This is a genomic window from Nocardioides lacusdianchii (genome assembly GCF_020102855.1).
Lineage (GTDB): Bacteria > Actinomycetota > Actinomycetes > Propionibacteriales > Nocardioidaceae > Nocardioides > Nocardioides lacusdianchii.
In genome coordinates, this window is the sequence record NZ_JADHZD010000002.1 from 24,275 (window position 1) to 37,819 (window position 13,545).

The window sequence follows — 13,545 nt, forward strand, 5'->3', positions numbered from 1 at the left end:
GGGATTGTGCGTCAGGACCTGATCGTCATCGAGCCCCACGACCCTGGGTGGGCAGATGCATTTCAGACGCAGAAGGCTGCAGTCGAGGATGCATTCCGTGACTGGCTGGTTGCCCCTGTGGAGCACATCGGATCGACGTCCGTTCCCGGGCTACCGGCCAAGCCGATCATTGACATGCTCGCCGTGACCGACGACTACCAAGCATTCGTGCCGGCCCTCGTCGGGCTAGATCGCATCGGCTGGGTTCCCGCGCCGGAACCGGGCGACGAAGACCGACGGAAGTGGTCAATTTGTTTCCCGAGCGTGGAGCACCGGACCCATCACCTTCACGTCGTCGAGCACAGCTCCGTGGGCTGGAGGGACTGGCTGCTGTTCCGGGACTACCTCCGGACTCACACCGAGGAGGCAGCGCGATACGCAAAGTTGAAGACGGAGCTTGCGTCAGCGGACCACAGCGACCGAGCTCGGTACCGGACGGGCAAAGCTCCACTCATCGCCGAAATCATGGAGCGCGCGAAGGCTTGGAGCGAAGCAGGTCGCAAGTAGGAGGGCACGATCGCGGTCGTCAGCTGAGAGCCGGAAGCAGATCGGCCACGGCGCCGAGCCTGTCCGGGAGGGGCAACCGTCCGGTGCCCATTAGCACCGCCTCCTTGTCGTCCGATACCCCCGGAAGCGGCTGCGCGATCAAGGTTTCGATCGTCAACCGGGCCAGCCTGAGGGCATTGGCGGGCGCGGGCTCATCGGACAGCAGGTCGAGGTGGTGCACGACGTCTTCGACCGCCCAGATCGCGAGGAAGTCGCCGGCAGCGAAGACATGGCCCTGCCACAGGCACCGACGTTCATCGCGGGAGACGACGCCCCGACGAACGGCGGCCGCCACGTCGCGCAGCTGCGCGGTCGCCGACGCCGGTCGTGCGTACACCGACGTCCGACGGCGCTGGGACATCAGCGCAGGTACCGGGTCGCCCGTCGAGTACTCCGTCGCGAACGCGGACCAGTAGCTCGCGGCGTCCACGGAAGGCTCGTCGTCGACGGGCGAGACCATGCCCCCGAGCATTTCCTGCCATCCGGCCAAGACATGAGTCACCACGTCCAACCGACTCCATCCGTGGCACCGGGAGACATCCAAGAGCTCGTACTCACCGAAGGTCTCTACCGCGCGTAGGAACGAGTCGATCGAGTCCGCGCAGGCAGCGCGCCCATCGTCGAGGGAGACCGAGAGTCCCATGCCGAAACCCTACTTGCGAGTCCGCTGAGCGATCTACTCCCGGCTCATCGACTCCCGTCCCTGCCAGTTTGTCCACGGTGGCGAAGTGCGGTCGTCGTGGTGCGTCTCCCGCACCGTGGTGACCGCACAGTCGTCACAAGCAATTCTCAGGCATGCGTCCTCTAACCCTGGAGCACCTCTGCGATGGCGCTGGCGTCCGACAGCCGTCCGTCGGCGATCGGCGTCAGGTGCGGCATCACTCGCCGAGTCGCCGCAGCACGTTGGCGTTCCTCGAACGCAGTCGGGACGAGGCATCGCGCACCGATGACTCGTGGCCATGGCGGGACTGATCCTTCGTCAGGTGCAGCAGCCACTGCGTGCCTCCGGTGTGGATCAGCGCATAGCGGCGTACGCCGTCGCGCCCGTGCAGCGAGAACACGAGCCGCCGCTCGTCACGGTCGTGCTCCTCCCAGGCGCCGGTGTCCGCGACGGACTTGTGCTCGTCCTCGAAGTCGACGTGGTCGAGCGCGTGGTCGTCGACGGCGATGGCCAGCCGGTCGCGCGCCGGGTCGTCCGGCAGCCCCTTGGGCACCGCCCAGCTGCGCAGCACGCCGTCCTCCTCGAGCCGCAGGTCGAAGTGCGGCGAGGGCTTGCGGTGGTCGTGGAGGACGAAGCGGGCCGGTGTCGGCATGCGGACGACCCTGCCACGGGAACCCCTGCGACGCACGGTGCGTTGGACAATCGCCCGTCGTACGTCGAGAGGAACCCATGCTGCCCAGTCCCACCATCCAGGCCGACCGACTGATCCAGCTCGGTGTGCACGAGCACGCCGGTCTCACTGCCGACCAGCTGCGCGCCGCCGCCGCGACGAGTCCTCCCGGGCTCCTCGTCACCGCGGCGCCGGCCTCCGCGATGGCCCCGCTGATGACCCGGGGCAGGCGCACCGGCTTCGTGGTCGAGGACATGACGGACGTGGACTCCTTCGACGCCACCGACGCCGCTCCCCTGCCTCCCGCGCCGTACGTCGTGACAGGCCTCGACCGCGGCGACGAGCACGCGAACCGGAGCCCCGAGGAGTGCCTGCCCGAGATCCTGGCGGCGGGCCGCTCGCCGCTCACCCTGGTCGAGGGCATCCACTGGGTCCTCCAGGACCCGGACGTGCTCGAGCGCAACCGGTGCTTCATGACCGTCGGGTCCCGGCTGCGCAAGGCCAACGGGTCGTACGACGCCCGCACGCCGGCACTGTGGATCAGCAACGGCACCGGTCGTGACGGGCGCGAGCGCAAGGACGCGCCCAAGGTCGGCTGGTGCTGGTGGGGCAACCGGCACACATGGCTCGGGATCGCCTCGTGCTCCGGCAGGACCCCTGTCGGCTGAGTGTGCCGCGCTAGCGCGGCTCCCAGGCCAGCACCGCGTCGCGCAGCTCGTCCGGAGGTGCGGCGCTGTCGAGCGTCAGCACCGGTCGTCCCGCCTCGGCCAGCCACGCCTCGTGCGCCCAGAGGCTCCGGCCGGTGAACTCCGGGTCGTCGTAGCCGCTCGCCCAGGTGAGGAACTCCTCCCAGGCGTCCGGGTCGACGGTGCGTCCCTCCCGGCGCAACTCCTCGCGGGCGTGCAGCCGGCGCATCCGCTCGGCCGGGTCGAGCCGCAGGAAGACCACCGCGTCGCACTCGGCGACGACCTCCTCGCCCCAGCCCAGCATCGAGCCCGACAGCACCCACGCCTCGCGCGGCACGAACACCTGCCGCATGAGGGCGATCCGGTCAGCCTCCGGCCGCTTCTCGGCGTACGGCGGGTCGGTGGGCACCCAGAAGTAGTCGTCGGCGTCCGCGTGCGGGACCGACCACCACGACGCGAGCGTGCGCGCCAGCGTCGTCGTGCCCGACCCGCTGGCGCCCATGACGTGCAACCGGCAACGCCGCATCAGGTGCCCACCATCAGAAGCGCCGCAGCTGGTAGGTCCCGAGGGTCGTGGCGACGACCTCGCCCTGTGCATCGGTGATCGTCGCCTCCAGCACGAACTCCCCCTTGCCGGTCGCGAGCGCGTCGCGGCGCACCCGCGCCACCTCGTCGTCCGACAGGCTCGTCGAGGCGCGTACGACGCCCAGCGCGGGCCGCCGGAAGCGGATGCTCGACTCCTTGACGAGCGGCACGAAGCCCGCGAGCTCACCGTCCGCGTCGAGGTCGAAGGTCGCCAGGCTCAGCACGCCGCCGAGCATCTCCGCGACGCTGAACAGCGATCCGGCGTAGGTGACGCCGAAGTGGTTGACGTTGGGCTCGGCCGGCAGGTCTGCGACCGCGCGTCCCGGGCCCACGTCGACGAGACGGATGCCCATCGCCCCGAGGATGGGCATCGAGGCGACGGCGTCGGCGAACCGGTCGGACACCTCACGCCTCCAGCGTCGTGCGCAGGGCCGTGACGTCCTCGGGCCCGACGCGGCAGCAGCCGCCGACGAGCCGGGCGCCCGAGACCACCCACGCGTCGACGTCCTGGGCGGTGAAGGCCGAGCGCCCCTCCCACTCGCGGGTCTCGGCGTTCCACGACTGCCCGGAGTTCGGGTAGACCACGACGGGGCCGTAGGGGCCGGCGAGCTGGACGGCGTCGCGGGCGTCGGCCGGTGTCGTGCAGTTGACCCCGATCGCCAGCACCTCGGCCACGTCGGCCGCCATCGCGAATGCCTCCTCGAGCGGCTCCCCCGCCCGGGTGCGTCCGTCCGCGGCCGACAGGGACAGCCACGCCGGGACGCCGGTGCCGTCGAGCTCGGCCAGCACGGCCTCGACCTCGGCCAGGCACGGGATGGTCTCCACCGCCAGCACGTCGGCGCCCTGCCCGACGGTCGAGGCGAGCACGTCGAGCCGCGGCCGGTGGAAGGCCCGCAGGCCGTCGACGTCGAGGTCGTAGTCGCCGCGGTACTCCGACCCGTCTGCGAGCACGGCGCCGTACGGCCCCACGGACGCGGCGACCCAGCCGTGCGGGGCTGCGCCGTCGCGGGCGGCGGCAGCCAAGGCGACGCTGCGGCGCAGGATGGTCTCGACCTCGTCACGATCGGCGCCGGCGGAGCCGAAGCCCTCGAAGGAGACCTGGTAGGACGCGGTCGTCGCGACCTCGGCGCCCGCGGCGAAGAACTCCCGGTGGGCCGCCTCGATCGCGGCCGGGTCGTCGCGCAGCAGGCGTGCGGACCACAGGTCGCTGGACAGGTCGTGTCCGTGCCGCTCGAGCAGCGTCGCGAGCCCTCCGTCGAGGACGACGGGGCGGGAGGCGATGGTCTCGCGGAGGCTGTGCGGGCTCATGTCCCCCATGCTCGCAGGTGCCGGCGAGCCGTCCGGTTGGACCCGTCGGTCACGATCACGGAGTGCCAGAGGGACACACCATCCACCGACTCGCCCGCCGCCACGCCAGGCTGCTGGTCGGCCAGCGCGTCGCCGCAGACAGCCCACAGGGACGCTTCGACGACGGTGCGCGCCTCCTGGACGGCCGGCTGCTCGACGCGACCGACGCGTGGGGCAAGCACCTGTTCCACCGCTACGACGACCTCTGGCTCCACGTGCACCTCGGGCTCTACGGGAAGTTCCGCGACGGCGTCCTGCCCGCCCCGGAGCCGCGCGGGGCGCTGCGACTGCGGCTGGTCGGTGCCGGGCACTGGCTGGAGCTGCGCGGACCGACCGCCTGCGAGGTGATGACCGACGCCGAGCGGGCGTCGGTGCTGGCCCGGCTCGGCCCCGATCCGCTGCGTCGTCGACCGGACGCCGAGGCGTTCGTTGTGCGCGTGCTGCGCAGCCGGGCTCCGATCGCCACGCTGCTGATGGACCAGTCGGTCGTCGCGGGCGTCGGCAACGTCTACCGCGCCGAGGTCCTCTTCCGCCAGCGCCTCGACCCCTACCGCCCCGGCCGCGAGCACGACGCTGCGACCCTGCAGCTGCTCTGGGACGACCTCGTCGTGCTCCTGCGCGCCGGCGTGCGCGCCGGGCGCATCGTGACGACGCTGCCGGAGGACCGCGAGCGTCCGGCGGGCCGACCGCGACGGGTCGACTCGCACTACGTCTACGGGCGTGCCGAGCTGCCGTGCCGGATCTGCGGGACCCCGGTGCTCGACGCGCAGATCGCTGCCCGCCGGCTGTTCTGGTGCCCGGTCTGCCAGGCCTGAACCGACTGCGGGCTCAGGCGCCGACGTACGCCGCGAGGTGCTGGCCGGTCAGCGTCGGCTCCGCCGCCGCGACCATCTCGGCGGGCGGTCCCTCGAAGACGATGGTGCCGCCGTCGTGCCCGGCGCCCGGACCGAGGTCGATGATCCAGTCGGCGTGCGCCATCACGGCCTGGTGGTGCTCGATGACGATGACCGACTTCCCGGAGTCCACGAGGCGGTCCAGCAGCCCGAGCAGGTTGGCCACGTCGGCGAGGTGGAGGCCGGTGGTGGGCTCGTCGAGGATGTAGACGTCGCCCTTCTCCCCCATCTGCGTGGCGAGCTTGAGCCGCTGGCGCTCGCCGCCCGACAGCGTCGTCAGGGGCTGGCCGAGCGTGACGTAGCCCAGGCCGACGTCGGCGAGGCGGTCGAGGATCTTCACGGCCGCCGGGATCCTCGCCTCCCCCTCGCTGAAGTGCTCCAGCGCGGCGACCACGGACATCTCGTGCACCTCGGCGATGTCCTTGCCGCCGAGCGTGTGCTCGAGCACCTCGGCCTTGAACCGACGGCCCTCGCACTCCTCGCACGGCGACTCGACGGTCGCCATCGGGCCGAGCTCGGTGAAGATGACGCCGGCGCCGTTGCAGGTCGGGCACGCCCCCTCGGAGTTCGCGCTGAAGAGCGCCGGCTTCACGCCGTTGGCCTTGGCGAAGGCCTTGCGGATGGGCTCGAGAAGACCTGTGTACGTCGCCGGGTTGCTGCGCCGCGAGCCCTTGATGGCGCCCTGGTCGATCACGATGACCTCGTCGCGGCCGGCCAGCGAGCCGTGGATCAGCGAGCTCTTGCCGGATCCGGCGACCCCGGTGACGACCGTCAGGACGCCCAGCGGCACGTCGACGTCGAGGTCGCGGAGGTTGTGCGTCGAGGCTCCGCGGACCTCCATCGCGCCGGTCGCGGGCCGCACCGTGTCCTTGAGCCGGGCCCGGTCGTCGAGGTGCCGGCCGGTGACGGTGTCGCTGGCGCGAAGTCCGTCCACGTCGCCCTCGAAGCAGATGGTCCCGCCCGCGGCGCCCGCGGCCGGCCCGATGTCGACGACGTGGTCGGCGATGGAGATGGTCTCGGGCTTGTGCTCCACCACCAGCACGGTGTTGCCCTTGTCGCGCAGCTGCAGCAGGAGGTGGTTCATCCGCTCGATGTCGTGCGGGTGCAGGCCGATGGTGGGCTCGTCGAAGACGTAGGTGACGTCGGTGAGCGAGGAGCCGAGGTGGCGGATCATCTTCGTGCGCTGCGCCTCACCCCCCGACAGCGTGCCCGCCGGGCGGTCGAGCGAGAGGTAGCCCAGGCCGATCTCGGAGAACGAGTCGAGCAGGTGCTGCAGGCCCTTCAGCAGCGGTGCGACCGACGGCTCGTCGAGCGCCCTGACCCACTCGGCGAGGTCGCTGATCTGCATCTCGCAGAGGTCGGCGATCGACTTCCCCCCGATCTTCGAGCGCCGCGCCTCGGGCGTGAGGCGCGTGCCCTCGCAGTCCGGACAGGTCTGGAAGGTCACCGCGCGGTCCACGAAGCGGCGTACGTGCGGCTGCATCGCCTCGGGGTCCTTGGACAGCATCGACTTCTGGATCTGCGGGATGATGCCGTTGAAGGTGAGGTTGACGCCCTCGACCTTGATCTTGGTCGGCTCCGACCACAGCATCGTCTCGAGCTGCTTCTTGGTGAAGGACCGGATCGGCTTGTCCATCGGCAGGCCCATGCCCTCGAAGAGCCGGCCGTACCACCCGTCCATGGAGTAGCCGGGCACGGTGAGCGCCCCGTCGGCGAGCGACTTGTCGGCGTCGTAGAGCGCGGTCAGGTCGATGTCGTTCACCTTGCCCATGCCCTCGCAGCGCGGGCACATGCCGCCGAGGTAGACCTCCTGCTTGGCGACCTTGCGCTCGGTGCGACCGCCCTTCTCCGTGGTCATCATCCCGCTGGCCTTGCGGGTGGGGACGTTGAAGGAGTACGCCGTCGGCGGCCCGACGTAGGGGTCACCGAGGCGGCTGAAGAGGATCCGCAGCATCGCGTTGGCGTCGGTGGCCGTGCCGACGGTCGAGCGCGGGTTGGCTCCCATCCGCTCCTGGTCGACGATGATCGCAGTGGTCAGGCCTTCGAGGTGGTCGACGTCGGGACGGGCCAGCGACGGCATGAAGCCCTGGACGAAGGCGCTGTAGGTCTCGTTGATCATCCGCTGCGACTCGGCCGCGATCGTGGCGAAGACCAGCGAGCTCTTGCCCGACCCGGATACGCCGGTGAAGACCGTCAGGCGCCGCTTCGGCAGCTCGACGGTGACGTCCTTGAGGTTGTTCTCGCGCGCTCCCTCGACCCGGATCAGGTCGTGGTCGTCGGCCGGGTGCGTGGTGCTCATGCGTGGTGTTCTCCCCTGTCTGCGCGCCGCGGCCTCCCGCCCGACGGCTGCCGGTCATCCTGCCAGTACGACGTCCCGGGCGGCAGCGACGTGACAGTGCACGCCCCGCGGGATGAGGCTCGGAGTGGGGGCGGCGTGCCATGGTCGTGGCATGACCTCACACGACGACCAGCTCGAGACCGTCGCCCGGATCATGGAGGACACCCGCATCGCGGTGCTGACCTACGTGAGCCCCGAGGGCGCGCTCGTGTCCACGCCGATGGGGACCCAGGACTTCGAGCAGCCCGGGACCACCTGGTTCCTCACCGAGCGCGACACCGACAAGGTGCGCGCCATCGAGGCCGACCCCCGCGTCAACGTGTCCTACTCCAGCGACGCCGGCTGGGTCTCGCTCTCGGGCACCGCGCGCGTCAGCGAGGACCGGGCGAAGCTGCAGGAGCTGTGGGACGCCTCAGCCGGCGCCTTCATGTCGGGCGGACCCGAGGACGCCTCCAACGTGCTCCTCGAGATCGACGGTGCCACCGCGGAGTACTGGGAGTCCCCGGGCAAGGTGAAGGCCGCCGTCGAGCTCGCCAGGGGCCTCGTCGGCCGGCACACGCCCGACATGGGTGACAACGACACCGTCAGCCTCTGATCCCGTGCTGGTCGACGCGCACGGACCTGCCGGCGCCGGCGAGGCGTGGCGGCTCTTCACCACGCCCGAGCTGTGGCCGACGTGGGCTCCCCAGATCAGCTCGGTCGAGGCCTCCGACACCGTCCTGACGACCGGCACCACCGGGCGCGTGCACGGCCCCGCCGGGGTGACGGTCGACTTCACGGTCACCCACGTCGACCACGCCGAGCGCTCGTGGTCCTGGCACGTCGGACGCGGGCCCGTCCAGGTGGGCATGGACCACCACGTCCTCCTAGCCCCCGACGGCTCACGCGCCGTGCTGCGGGTCCCGGGCCGGTCGGCTGCCGTGGCGCAGCCCTACCGCGTCCCCGCCGCGATGGCCCTGCGCCGACTGGTGGCCGGGTCTCCCGGCGGCAGTGACGGCGATCCTGCCGAGGTCGTCCGGACCTTCGACTTCGCGTTCGCGCCGTCGTACGCCGTCGCCGGGCGCGCCTTCGGCATCTCGCCGCGGTCGACGACCGTGGAGGTCGGTCCCGAGTGGCTCTACGTCCGCTACGGCCCGTGGCGCCTGGTCACGCCGCGCAGCAACATCGCCTCCGCCGACGTCACCGGCGGGTTCTCCTGGGTCAAGACCGCCGGTCCCCCGCACCTGTCGCTCAGCGACCGCGGGATCTCGATGACCACCAACGGCGACCGCGCGCTGTGCCTGTCCTTCCACGAGCCGGTGGCGTCGATCGACCCGACCGCCTCGATCGCGCACCCCGGTGCGACGCTCTCGGTCGCGGACCCGGAAGGCCTCGCCGCCGCGCTGGGGCTCGGCGCCTGACGGTCCTGGGTCAGGTCCGGACGACCTGGAGCCCGAGCCACTCCCCCAGTGCCGCCAGCTCGGTGTCGACGCGCCTCCGGCGAGCGGTCGACCAGTCGTCGTCCTCGTGCACCGCGTCCACGACGAGCACGCCCGCCTCGCGGTCGGCGGTCGCGTCGACCTTGCCGACCAGCTCGTCGCCGTCGAGGACCGGCATGGCCCAGTAGCCCCAGCGCCGTGACTCGACCGGCTTGTACATCTCGAGCTGGTAGTCGAAGCCGAAGAGGTCAGCCATCCGCTTGCGGTCGAAGACCAGCCGGTCGAGGGGCGAGAGGATCGCCGTACGCCCCTCGAAGCCGTCGCAGTCGGCGTCGTCGAGGAGCGCGGGCTCGACCCGCCACTGGCCGCGGGTGCCCTCGACGCGCGCGGCCTCGCCGACGTCGCGGACGGCGTACGGCTCGTGCCAGGCCTCCAGCGCCCGCGGACGGGCCAGCCCGAGCGCCCGGAGCCGTCGTGCGGCGAGCGTGCGGTGGGCCTCCTCGGCGGGCACGGTCGGGTCGCCGGGATGCACCCGCTCGGCGAGGTCCCACCGGCGCTCACGGCCCTCGCGGGAGGCGACCGCGACCTCGCCGCGCGCCTCGAGGCACTCCAGCAGCTTCATGACGTTCTTGTTGTCCGTCCAGCCGGTCGAGCGCCACGGCACCTCGCAGGTGTCGGGCAGGTCGCGCGCGGGCGTCGGACCCTCTGCTCTCAGGTACGCCAGCACGTCGCGTCGGCACCCGTCGTTGGCGGCGACCCAGTCCGCGAGGTCGTCCTGCCACGGCTTGACCGGCGGCTCCCCCGGCCAGGCGTCCATGTCGGCGCGCAGGAGCGCGACGTCCTCCCCCGGGCGGAGGAGGCCCTGCACCTCGACCACGGCGCCGTTGCCGACGAGCTCGGCGAGGGCGTCGGGGTCGTAGGACCCGCCGAGCCGGGTCCACAGCGCGAGGTCGGCGTGCTGGGCGACGACCGAGGTGAGGTCCACCTGCAGGAACCCGAGGTGCCGGATCGTGTCGAGGACGTCGACCGGCCGGTGCGCGTCGAGCAGCTGGGCGCGCACGGCGACGCGCCGAGCCTGCTGCCGCGTCAGCTCGTGGACCCCACCCATGGCGTGATCCTAGGGCGCGTGGACCGCTGACCTCGCGCGCGGCCGGACCACGCGGGCATGGCCCGATCGGGTCATTCGGGTGCCAGATCGGGTAAACCGGCGGGTGTTGGGCCCCGAACGGCGTCATCCGGTGTCACTCTCGACGTCACAAGGACGAGGGGCAACCGATGTCCCCGCCACCCGGAAGCGGGAAGGAGCCAGACCATGTGGGACACCGTCCAGACCACCACGGACCACCTGTCGCACGACCTGCCCTGCACGGGGTGCGGGCACGGACGCCACACCTACCTGCCGTGCTCGGACACGTGCAGCTGCGCCGAGGGCCGCGACCGGCTCCTCAGCACTGTCTGACGGGCGCAGTCCAGGGCGCCGGGTCAGCGCTGCTTGACCCGGTCGACGACCTTCGCGTGCAGCCGGCGCTTCATCCCGCGCCGGAGCCGCTGGTGCACCCGCTCGTGGGCGGGCGGGCGTCCCTGCTCGTCGAGGGCGTAGCTCGCCACCTTGGCCAGCCGGGGACGCTCGTGGTCGTCGATCACCTCGCCGGTGACCCACCACATGCGCAGGCTGGGACCGTTCAGCTGGAGGCACGCCAGGTTGTTGTCGAACCACGGCCCCTCGGCGTAGCGCCAGGTGAGTGGTGCGTCCGGCACCCGCGCCGACTTCGAGGCCAGCCGGCCCACCGGTCCGGCGACGCCGTAGGAGAGCACCGCGGTGGCGAAGCGCATGTTGCGCGACAGCGGGTTGCGGATGGGTGAGCAGACCGCCTGGAGGATCGTGGAGCGCATCGGCGGACCGTGCCGCAATGGCTTGGCCTCGCTGACGTAGCTGTGGTGCACGTCGCCGGACAGGAAGGTCACCGTCGACGGGGCGGGTCCGCGCTCCCCGGCGGCCACCTCCATCACCTGGTGTGCCACCTCCTGGAAGCTCTTCTGGAAGGCACCCCAGTGCTCGAGGTCCACGAGCTGGCGCAGCCACTCCCCCGCGCGACCGCCGCGCTCACCCCACGCGCCGTCGGCGAGAGCCTCGCTGAAGGCCTCGAGGTGGTGCAGCCCGCGGGCGAGCATGAAGGGCAGCGAGGTGCCGATGAGCAGGTGGTCGACGCCGCCGCGCAGCTGCTCGTCGAGCCAGGCCGCCTCGTCGGGGTCGAGCAGCGCGCGGGCGTCGGGCTCGAGCTCGCGGGCGGCCCGCGAGTCCACGACGACGAGCCGGGCCTGCGTGTCGAACTCGCGGACGTAGCTCCACCGGTAGGTGCGCGGTTGCTGGTCGACGCGCTCGGCGAAGGCGTCGAGCACCACTCCGAGGTCGAGCTCGTCGTCGCCGGAGTGGGCAACGACCTGCGCCCAGACCTCGTCCTGCGCGCGCTCCTGCGGCGACATGTTGCCGAGGTGCTGGTAGACCCAGTAGGACCCGAGGCCGGCCACGATCCGGCCGTGCCACCAGGTGGTGGCCTCCATCTCGCGCCGCCACTCCTGGGAGGTGTTCCAGTCGTCGCGGATGTCGTGGTCGTCGAAGATCATCGCGCTCGGCACGGTCGACAGCAGCCACCGGTTCGCCGGGTCGGACCACGCGAGCGCGTAGAGGTGGGCGTACTCCTCGTAGTCCTGGAGCTCGGTCCACGGGGCCTGCTCGATGTCGCGCCGCGAGCTGATGAACTCGCGCATCGCCTCGGTCGTCTCGTCAGCGTAGACCTGGTCGCCGAGGAAGAGGACCAGGTCGGGCAGCCGGGTCGGGTCGAGGTCCTCGTCATCGGGATCCATCGGTGCGACCTGGCCGGCGAGCTCGAGGGCCCACGCGCGCATGGCGTCGACGCCGTGGGTGCGGTTGCCCTTCTCGTCGTGGGAGACCGACGTGCGGCACGAGCCGAAGGCCAGCCGCAGCGGACGACCGGCCTCGAGCGTGGCGATCACGGGCGCGGGGAACGGCGAGGACGGCTCCGGCCAGACCTGCTCCCCGTCGATGTCGACGGAGTAGGTCCCGGTGCTGCCCGGCTCGAGGCCCTCGACGCAGACGAGGGCGTAGTGGTGCCCGTGGACGGTGAAGGTCGGCGCGCTCGCCGACGCGGCGCCGCGGGTGACGGTGACCGTCCCGCGGTCGCGGGTCTCGACCCACACCGCCGCGGACGTCTCGTCGACGTGGCGCAGGAGCGGGCCGAGGACCAGGAGGTCGTCCGAGGCGCTCACGGTTGGAGGAGGACCTTGGTCGCGCGGCGCTCGTCCATGGCGCGGTAGCCCTCGGCCGCCTCCGCCATCGGGAGCGTCAGGTCGAAGACGCGACCGGGGTCGATCGCCCCCGACAGCACGCGCTCGAGCAGGTCCGGCAGGTAGCGGCGCACCGGTGCCATGCCGCCGGCAAGACCCACGTTCTTCTGGAACATCCGGCGCACCGGCAGCTCGACGCCATGCGGCACCCCGACGAAGCCGACCGTGGAGCCCGGGCGGGCCACGGCGAAGGCCGTTTTCATCGCGCCATCCGTGCCGACGCACTCCAGCACCGCGTCGGCGCCCACGCCCTGCGTCAGCTCGGCGATGATCGCCTCGCCCTCCTCGCCGCGCTCGGCCACGACGTCGCTGGCCCCGAAGGCGCGCGCAATCTCCTGGCGCGACTCGTGGCGCGACATGGCGATGACGCGCCCGGCGCCCATCTGCGAGGCGGCGAGCACGCCGCACAGGCCCACGGCACCGTCGCCGACGACGACCGCGGTGCCACCGGGGCGTACGCCGGCGGCGACCGCCGCGTGCCAGCCGGTGGCCATCACGTCGGTGAGGGCGAGCAGGGACGGGATGAGCTTCTCGTGGGGCATCCCGTCGGTCGCGACGAGGCTGCCGTCGGCCTGGGTCACCCGGGCGTACTCCCCCTGCCCGCTCGTCGTGAAGCCGAGCCCGGTGCAGGCCGACTGGACGCCGGCGCGACAGTGGACGCAGGTGTTGTCGCTGTGGCAGAACGGCACCACCACGAAGTCGCCCACGCGCACGTCCTTCACGTCCGCGCCGACCTCCTCCACCACGCCCACGCACTCGTGGCCGATGGTGGAGCCCGCGTCGATGTCGTTGTGACCGCGATAGGGCCAGAGGTCGGAGCCGCAGATGCAGCCGGCGACCACCTTGACGATCGCGTCGGTGGGGGCCTCGATCCTGGGGTCGGGCACCTCCTCGAAGCGGATGTCGCCGGGGGCGTGGATGGTGGTTGCTCGCATGGCGGCGATCCTGCCACGCAGCCCCACACCGGCCCACACCCCGGCGAAGCCCGGCAGAGTG

At 71.8% G+C, this 13,545-nt stretch carries 15 protein-coding genes; 6 read left to right on the forward strand and 9 right to left on the reverse strand.

Features of this window, described 5'->3' with window-relative positions:
* Positions 1-6: 6 nt before the first annotated feature.
* Positions 7-546 carry a GrpB family protein gene (locus IRX98_RS02770; RefSeq protein ID WP_224273679.1) on the forward strand — a complete coding sequence of 180 codons (540 nt, stop codon included), beginning with the start codon at positions 7-9 and terminating at the stop codon, positions 544-546.
* 19 nt (positions 547-565) lie between these two features.
* Here IRX98_RS02770 and IRX98_RS02775 read toward each other — a convergent pair whose 3' ends face one another.
* Complete coding sequence (locus tag IRX98_RS02775) at positions 566-1,228, reverse strand: maleylpyruvate isomerase N-terminal domain-containing protein (protein WP_224273681.1); 663 nt, start codon at positions 1,226-1,228, stop codon at positions 566-568.
* Positions 1,229-1,463: 235 nt separating this feature from the next.
* Positions 1,464-1,898 carry a DNA polymerase ligase N-terminal domain-containing protein gene (locus IRX98_RS02780; protein WP_224273682.1) on the reverse strand — a complete coding sequence of 145 codons (435 nt, stop codon included), beginning with the start codon at positions 1,896-1,898 and terminating at the stop codon, positions 1,464-1,466.
* A gap of 77 nt (positions 1,899-1,975) precedes the next feature.
* On the opposite strand from IRX98_RS02780, the gene IRX98_RS02785 reads away from it, so the two are divergent.
* A complete protein-coding gene (locus IRX98_RS02785; protein WP_224273683.1) occupies positions 1,976-2,584 on the forward strand; it encodes a DUF5701 family protein in 609 nt (202 codons plus the stop codon).
* A 10-nt stretch (positions 2,585-2,594) separates the two neighbouring features.
* Here IRX98_RS02785 and IRX98_RS02790 read toward each other — a convergent pair whose 3' ends face one another.
* From IRX98_RS02790 to mmuM, 3 genes are read right to left on the reverse strand one after another with little or no spacing between them, the layout of a single operon-like run.
* Entirely contained in the window at positions 2,595-3,200 is a 606-nt protein-coding gene (locus IRX98_RS02790; protein ID WP_308044388.1) for a P-loop NTPase family protein, read from the reverse strand.
* Positions 3,142-3,591, reverse strand: coding sequence for a PaaI family thioesterase (locus IRX98_RS02795; protein WP_224273685.1), 450 nt, complete (start codon positions 3,589-3,591; stop codon positions 3,142-3,144). The genes IRX98_RS02790 and IRX98_RS02795 overlap by 59 nt, the downstream gene beginning before the upstream one ends.
* Before the next feature lies 1 nt (position 3,592).
* Positions 3,593-4,495 (reverse strand): homocysteine S-methyltransferase, encoded by a 903-nt coding sequence (gene mmuM, locus IRX98_RS02800; protein ID WP_224273686.1) that lies wholly within the window; start codon positions 4,493-4,495, stop codon positions 3,593-3,595.
* Between the two features lie 62 nt (positions 4,496-4,557).
* Here mmuM and IRX98_RS02805 point away from each other — a divergent pair, with 62 nt between their 5' ends.
* Positions 4,558-5,349: an Fpg/Nei family DNA glycosylase gene (locus IRX98_RS02805; RefSeq protein ID WP_224273688.1), complete on the forward strand. Its 792-nt coding sequence runs from the start codon at positions 4,558-4,560 to the stop codon at positions 5,347-5,349.
* A 13-nt stretch (positions 5,350-5,362) separates the two neighbouring features.
* Here IRX98_RS02805 and IRX98_RS02810 read toward each other — a convergent pair whose 3' ends face one another.
* Positions 5,363-7,726, reverse strand: a complete 2,364-nt coding sequence (locus tag IRX98_RS02810) for an ATP-binding cassette domain-containing protein (protein ID WP_224273689.1) — start codon at positions 7,724-7,726, stop codon at positions 5,363-5,365.
* 151 nt (positions 7,727-7,877) lie between these two features.
* On the opposite strand from IRX98_RS02810, the gene IRX98_RS02815 reads away from it, so the two are divergent.
* A complete protein-coding gene (locus IRX98_RS02815; protein ID WP_224273690.1) occupies positions 7,878-8,360 on the forward strand; it encodes a pyridoxamine 5'-phosphate oxidase family protein in 483 nt (160 codons plus the stop codon).
* A 4-nt stretch (positions 8,361-8,364) separates the two neighbouring features.
* Positions 8,365-9,165: an SRPBCC family protein gene (locus tag IRX98_RS02820; protein WP_224273691.1), complete on the forward strand. Its 801-nt coding sequence runs from the start codon at positions 8,365-8,367 to the stop codon at positions 9,163-9,165.
* A 10-nt stretch (positions 9,166-9,175) separates the two neighbouring features.
* Here IRX98_RS02820 and IRX98_RS02825 read toward each other — a convergent pair whose 3' ends face one another.
* The gene (locus IRX98_RS02825; RefSeq protein ID WP_224273692.1) at positions 9,176-10,291 is read right to left on the reverse strand and encodes a DNA glycosylase AlkZ-like family protein; all 1,116 of its coding nucleotides are present in this window, start codon (positions 10,289-10,291) and stop codon (positions 9,176-9,178) included.
* 204 nt (positions 10,292-10,495) lie between these two features.
* Here IRX98_RS02825 and IRX98_RS02830 point away from each other — a divergent pair, with 204 nt between their 5' ends.
* Positions 10,496-10,642 carry a hypothetical protein gene (locus IRX98_RS02830; protein ID WP_224273693.1) on the forward strand — a complete coding sequence of 49 codons (147 nt, stop codon included), beginning with the start codon at positions 10,496-10,498 and terminating at the stop codon, positions 10,640-10,642.
* 23 nt (positions 10,643-10,665) lie between these two features.
* On the opposite strand, the gene IRX98_RS02835 is transcribed toward IRX98_RS02830, so the two are convergent.
* Entirely contained in the window at positions 10,666-12,471 is a 1,806-nt protein-coding gene (locus tag IRX98_RS02835; RefSeq protein WP_224273695.1) for an alkaline phosphatase D family protein, read from the reverse strand.
* Positions 12,468-13,484, reverse strand: a complete 1,017-nt coding sequence (locus tag IRX98_RS02840) for a zinc-dependent alcohol dehydrogenase family protein (RefSeq protein ID WP_224273697.1) — start codon at positions 13,482-13,484, stop codon at positions 12,468-12,470. Before IRX98_RS02840 ends, IRX98_RS02835 begins: the two co-directional genes overlap by 4 nt.
* Between the last annotated feature and the right edge of the window lie 61 nt (positions 13,485-13,545).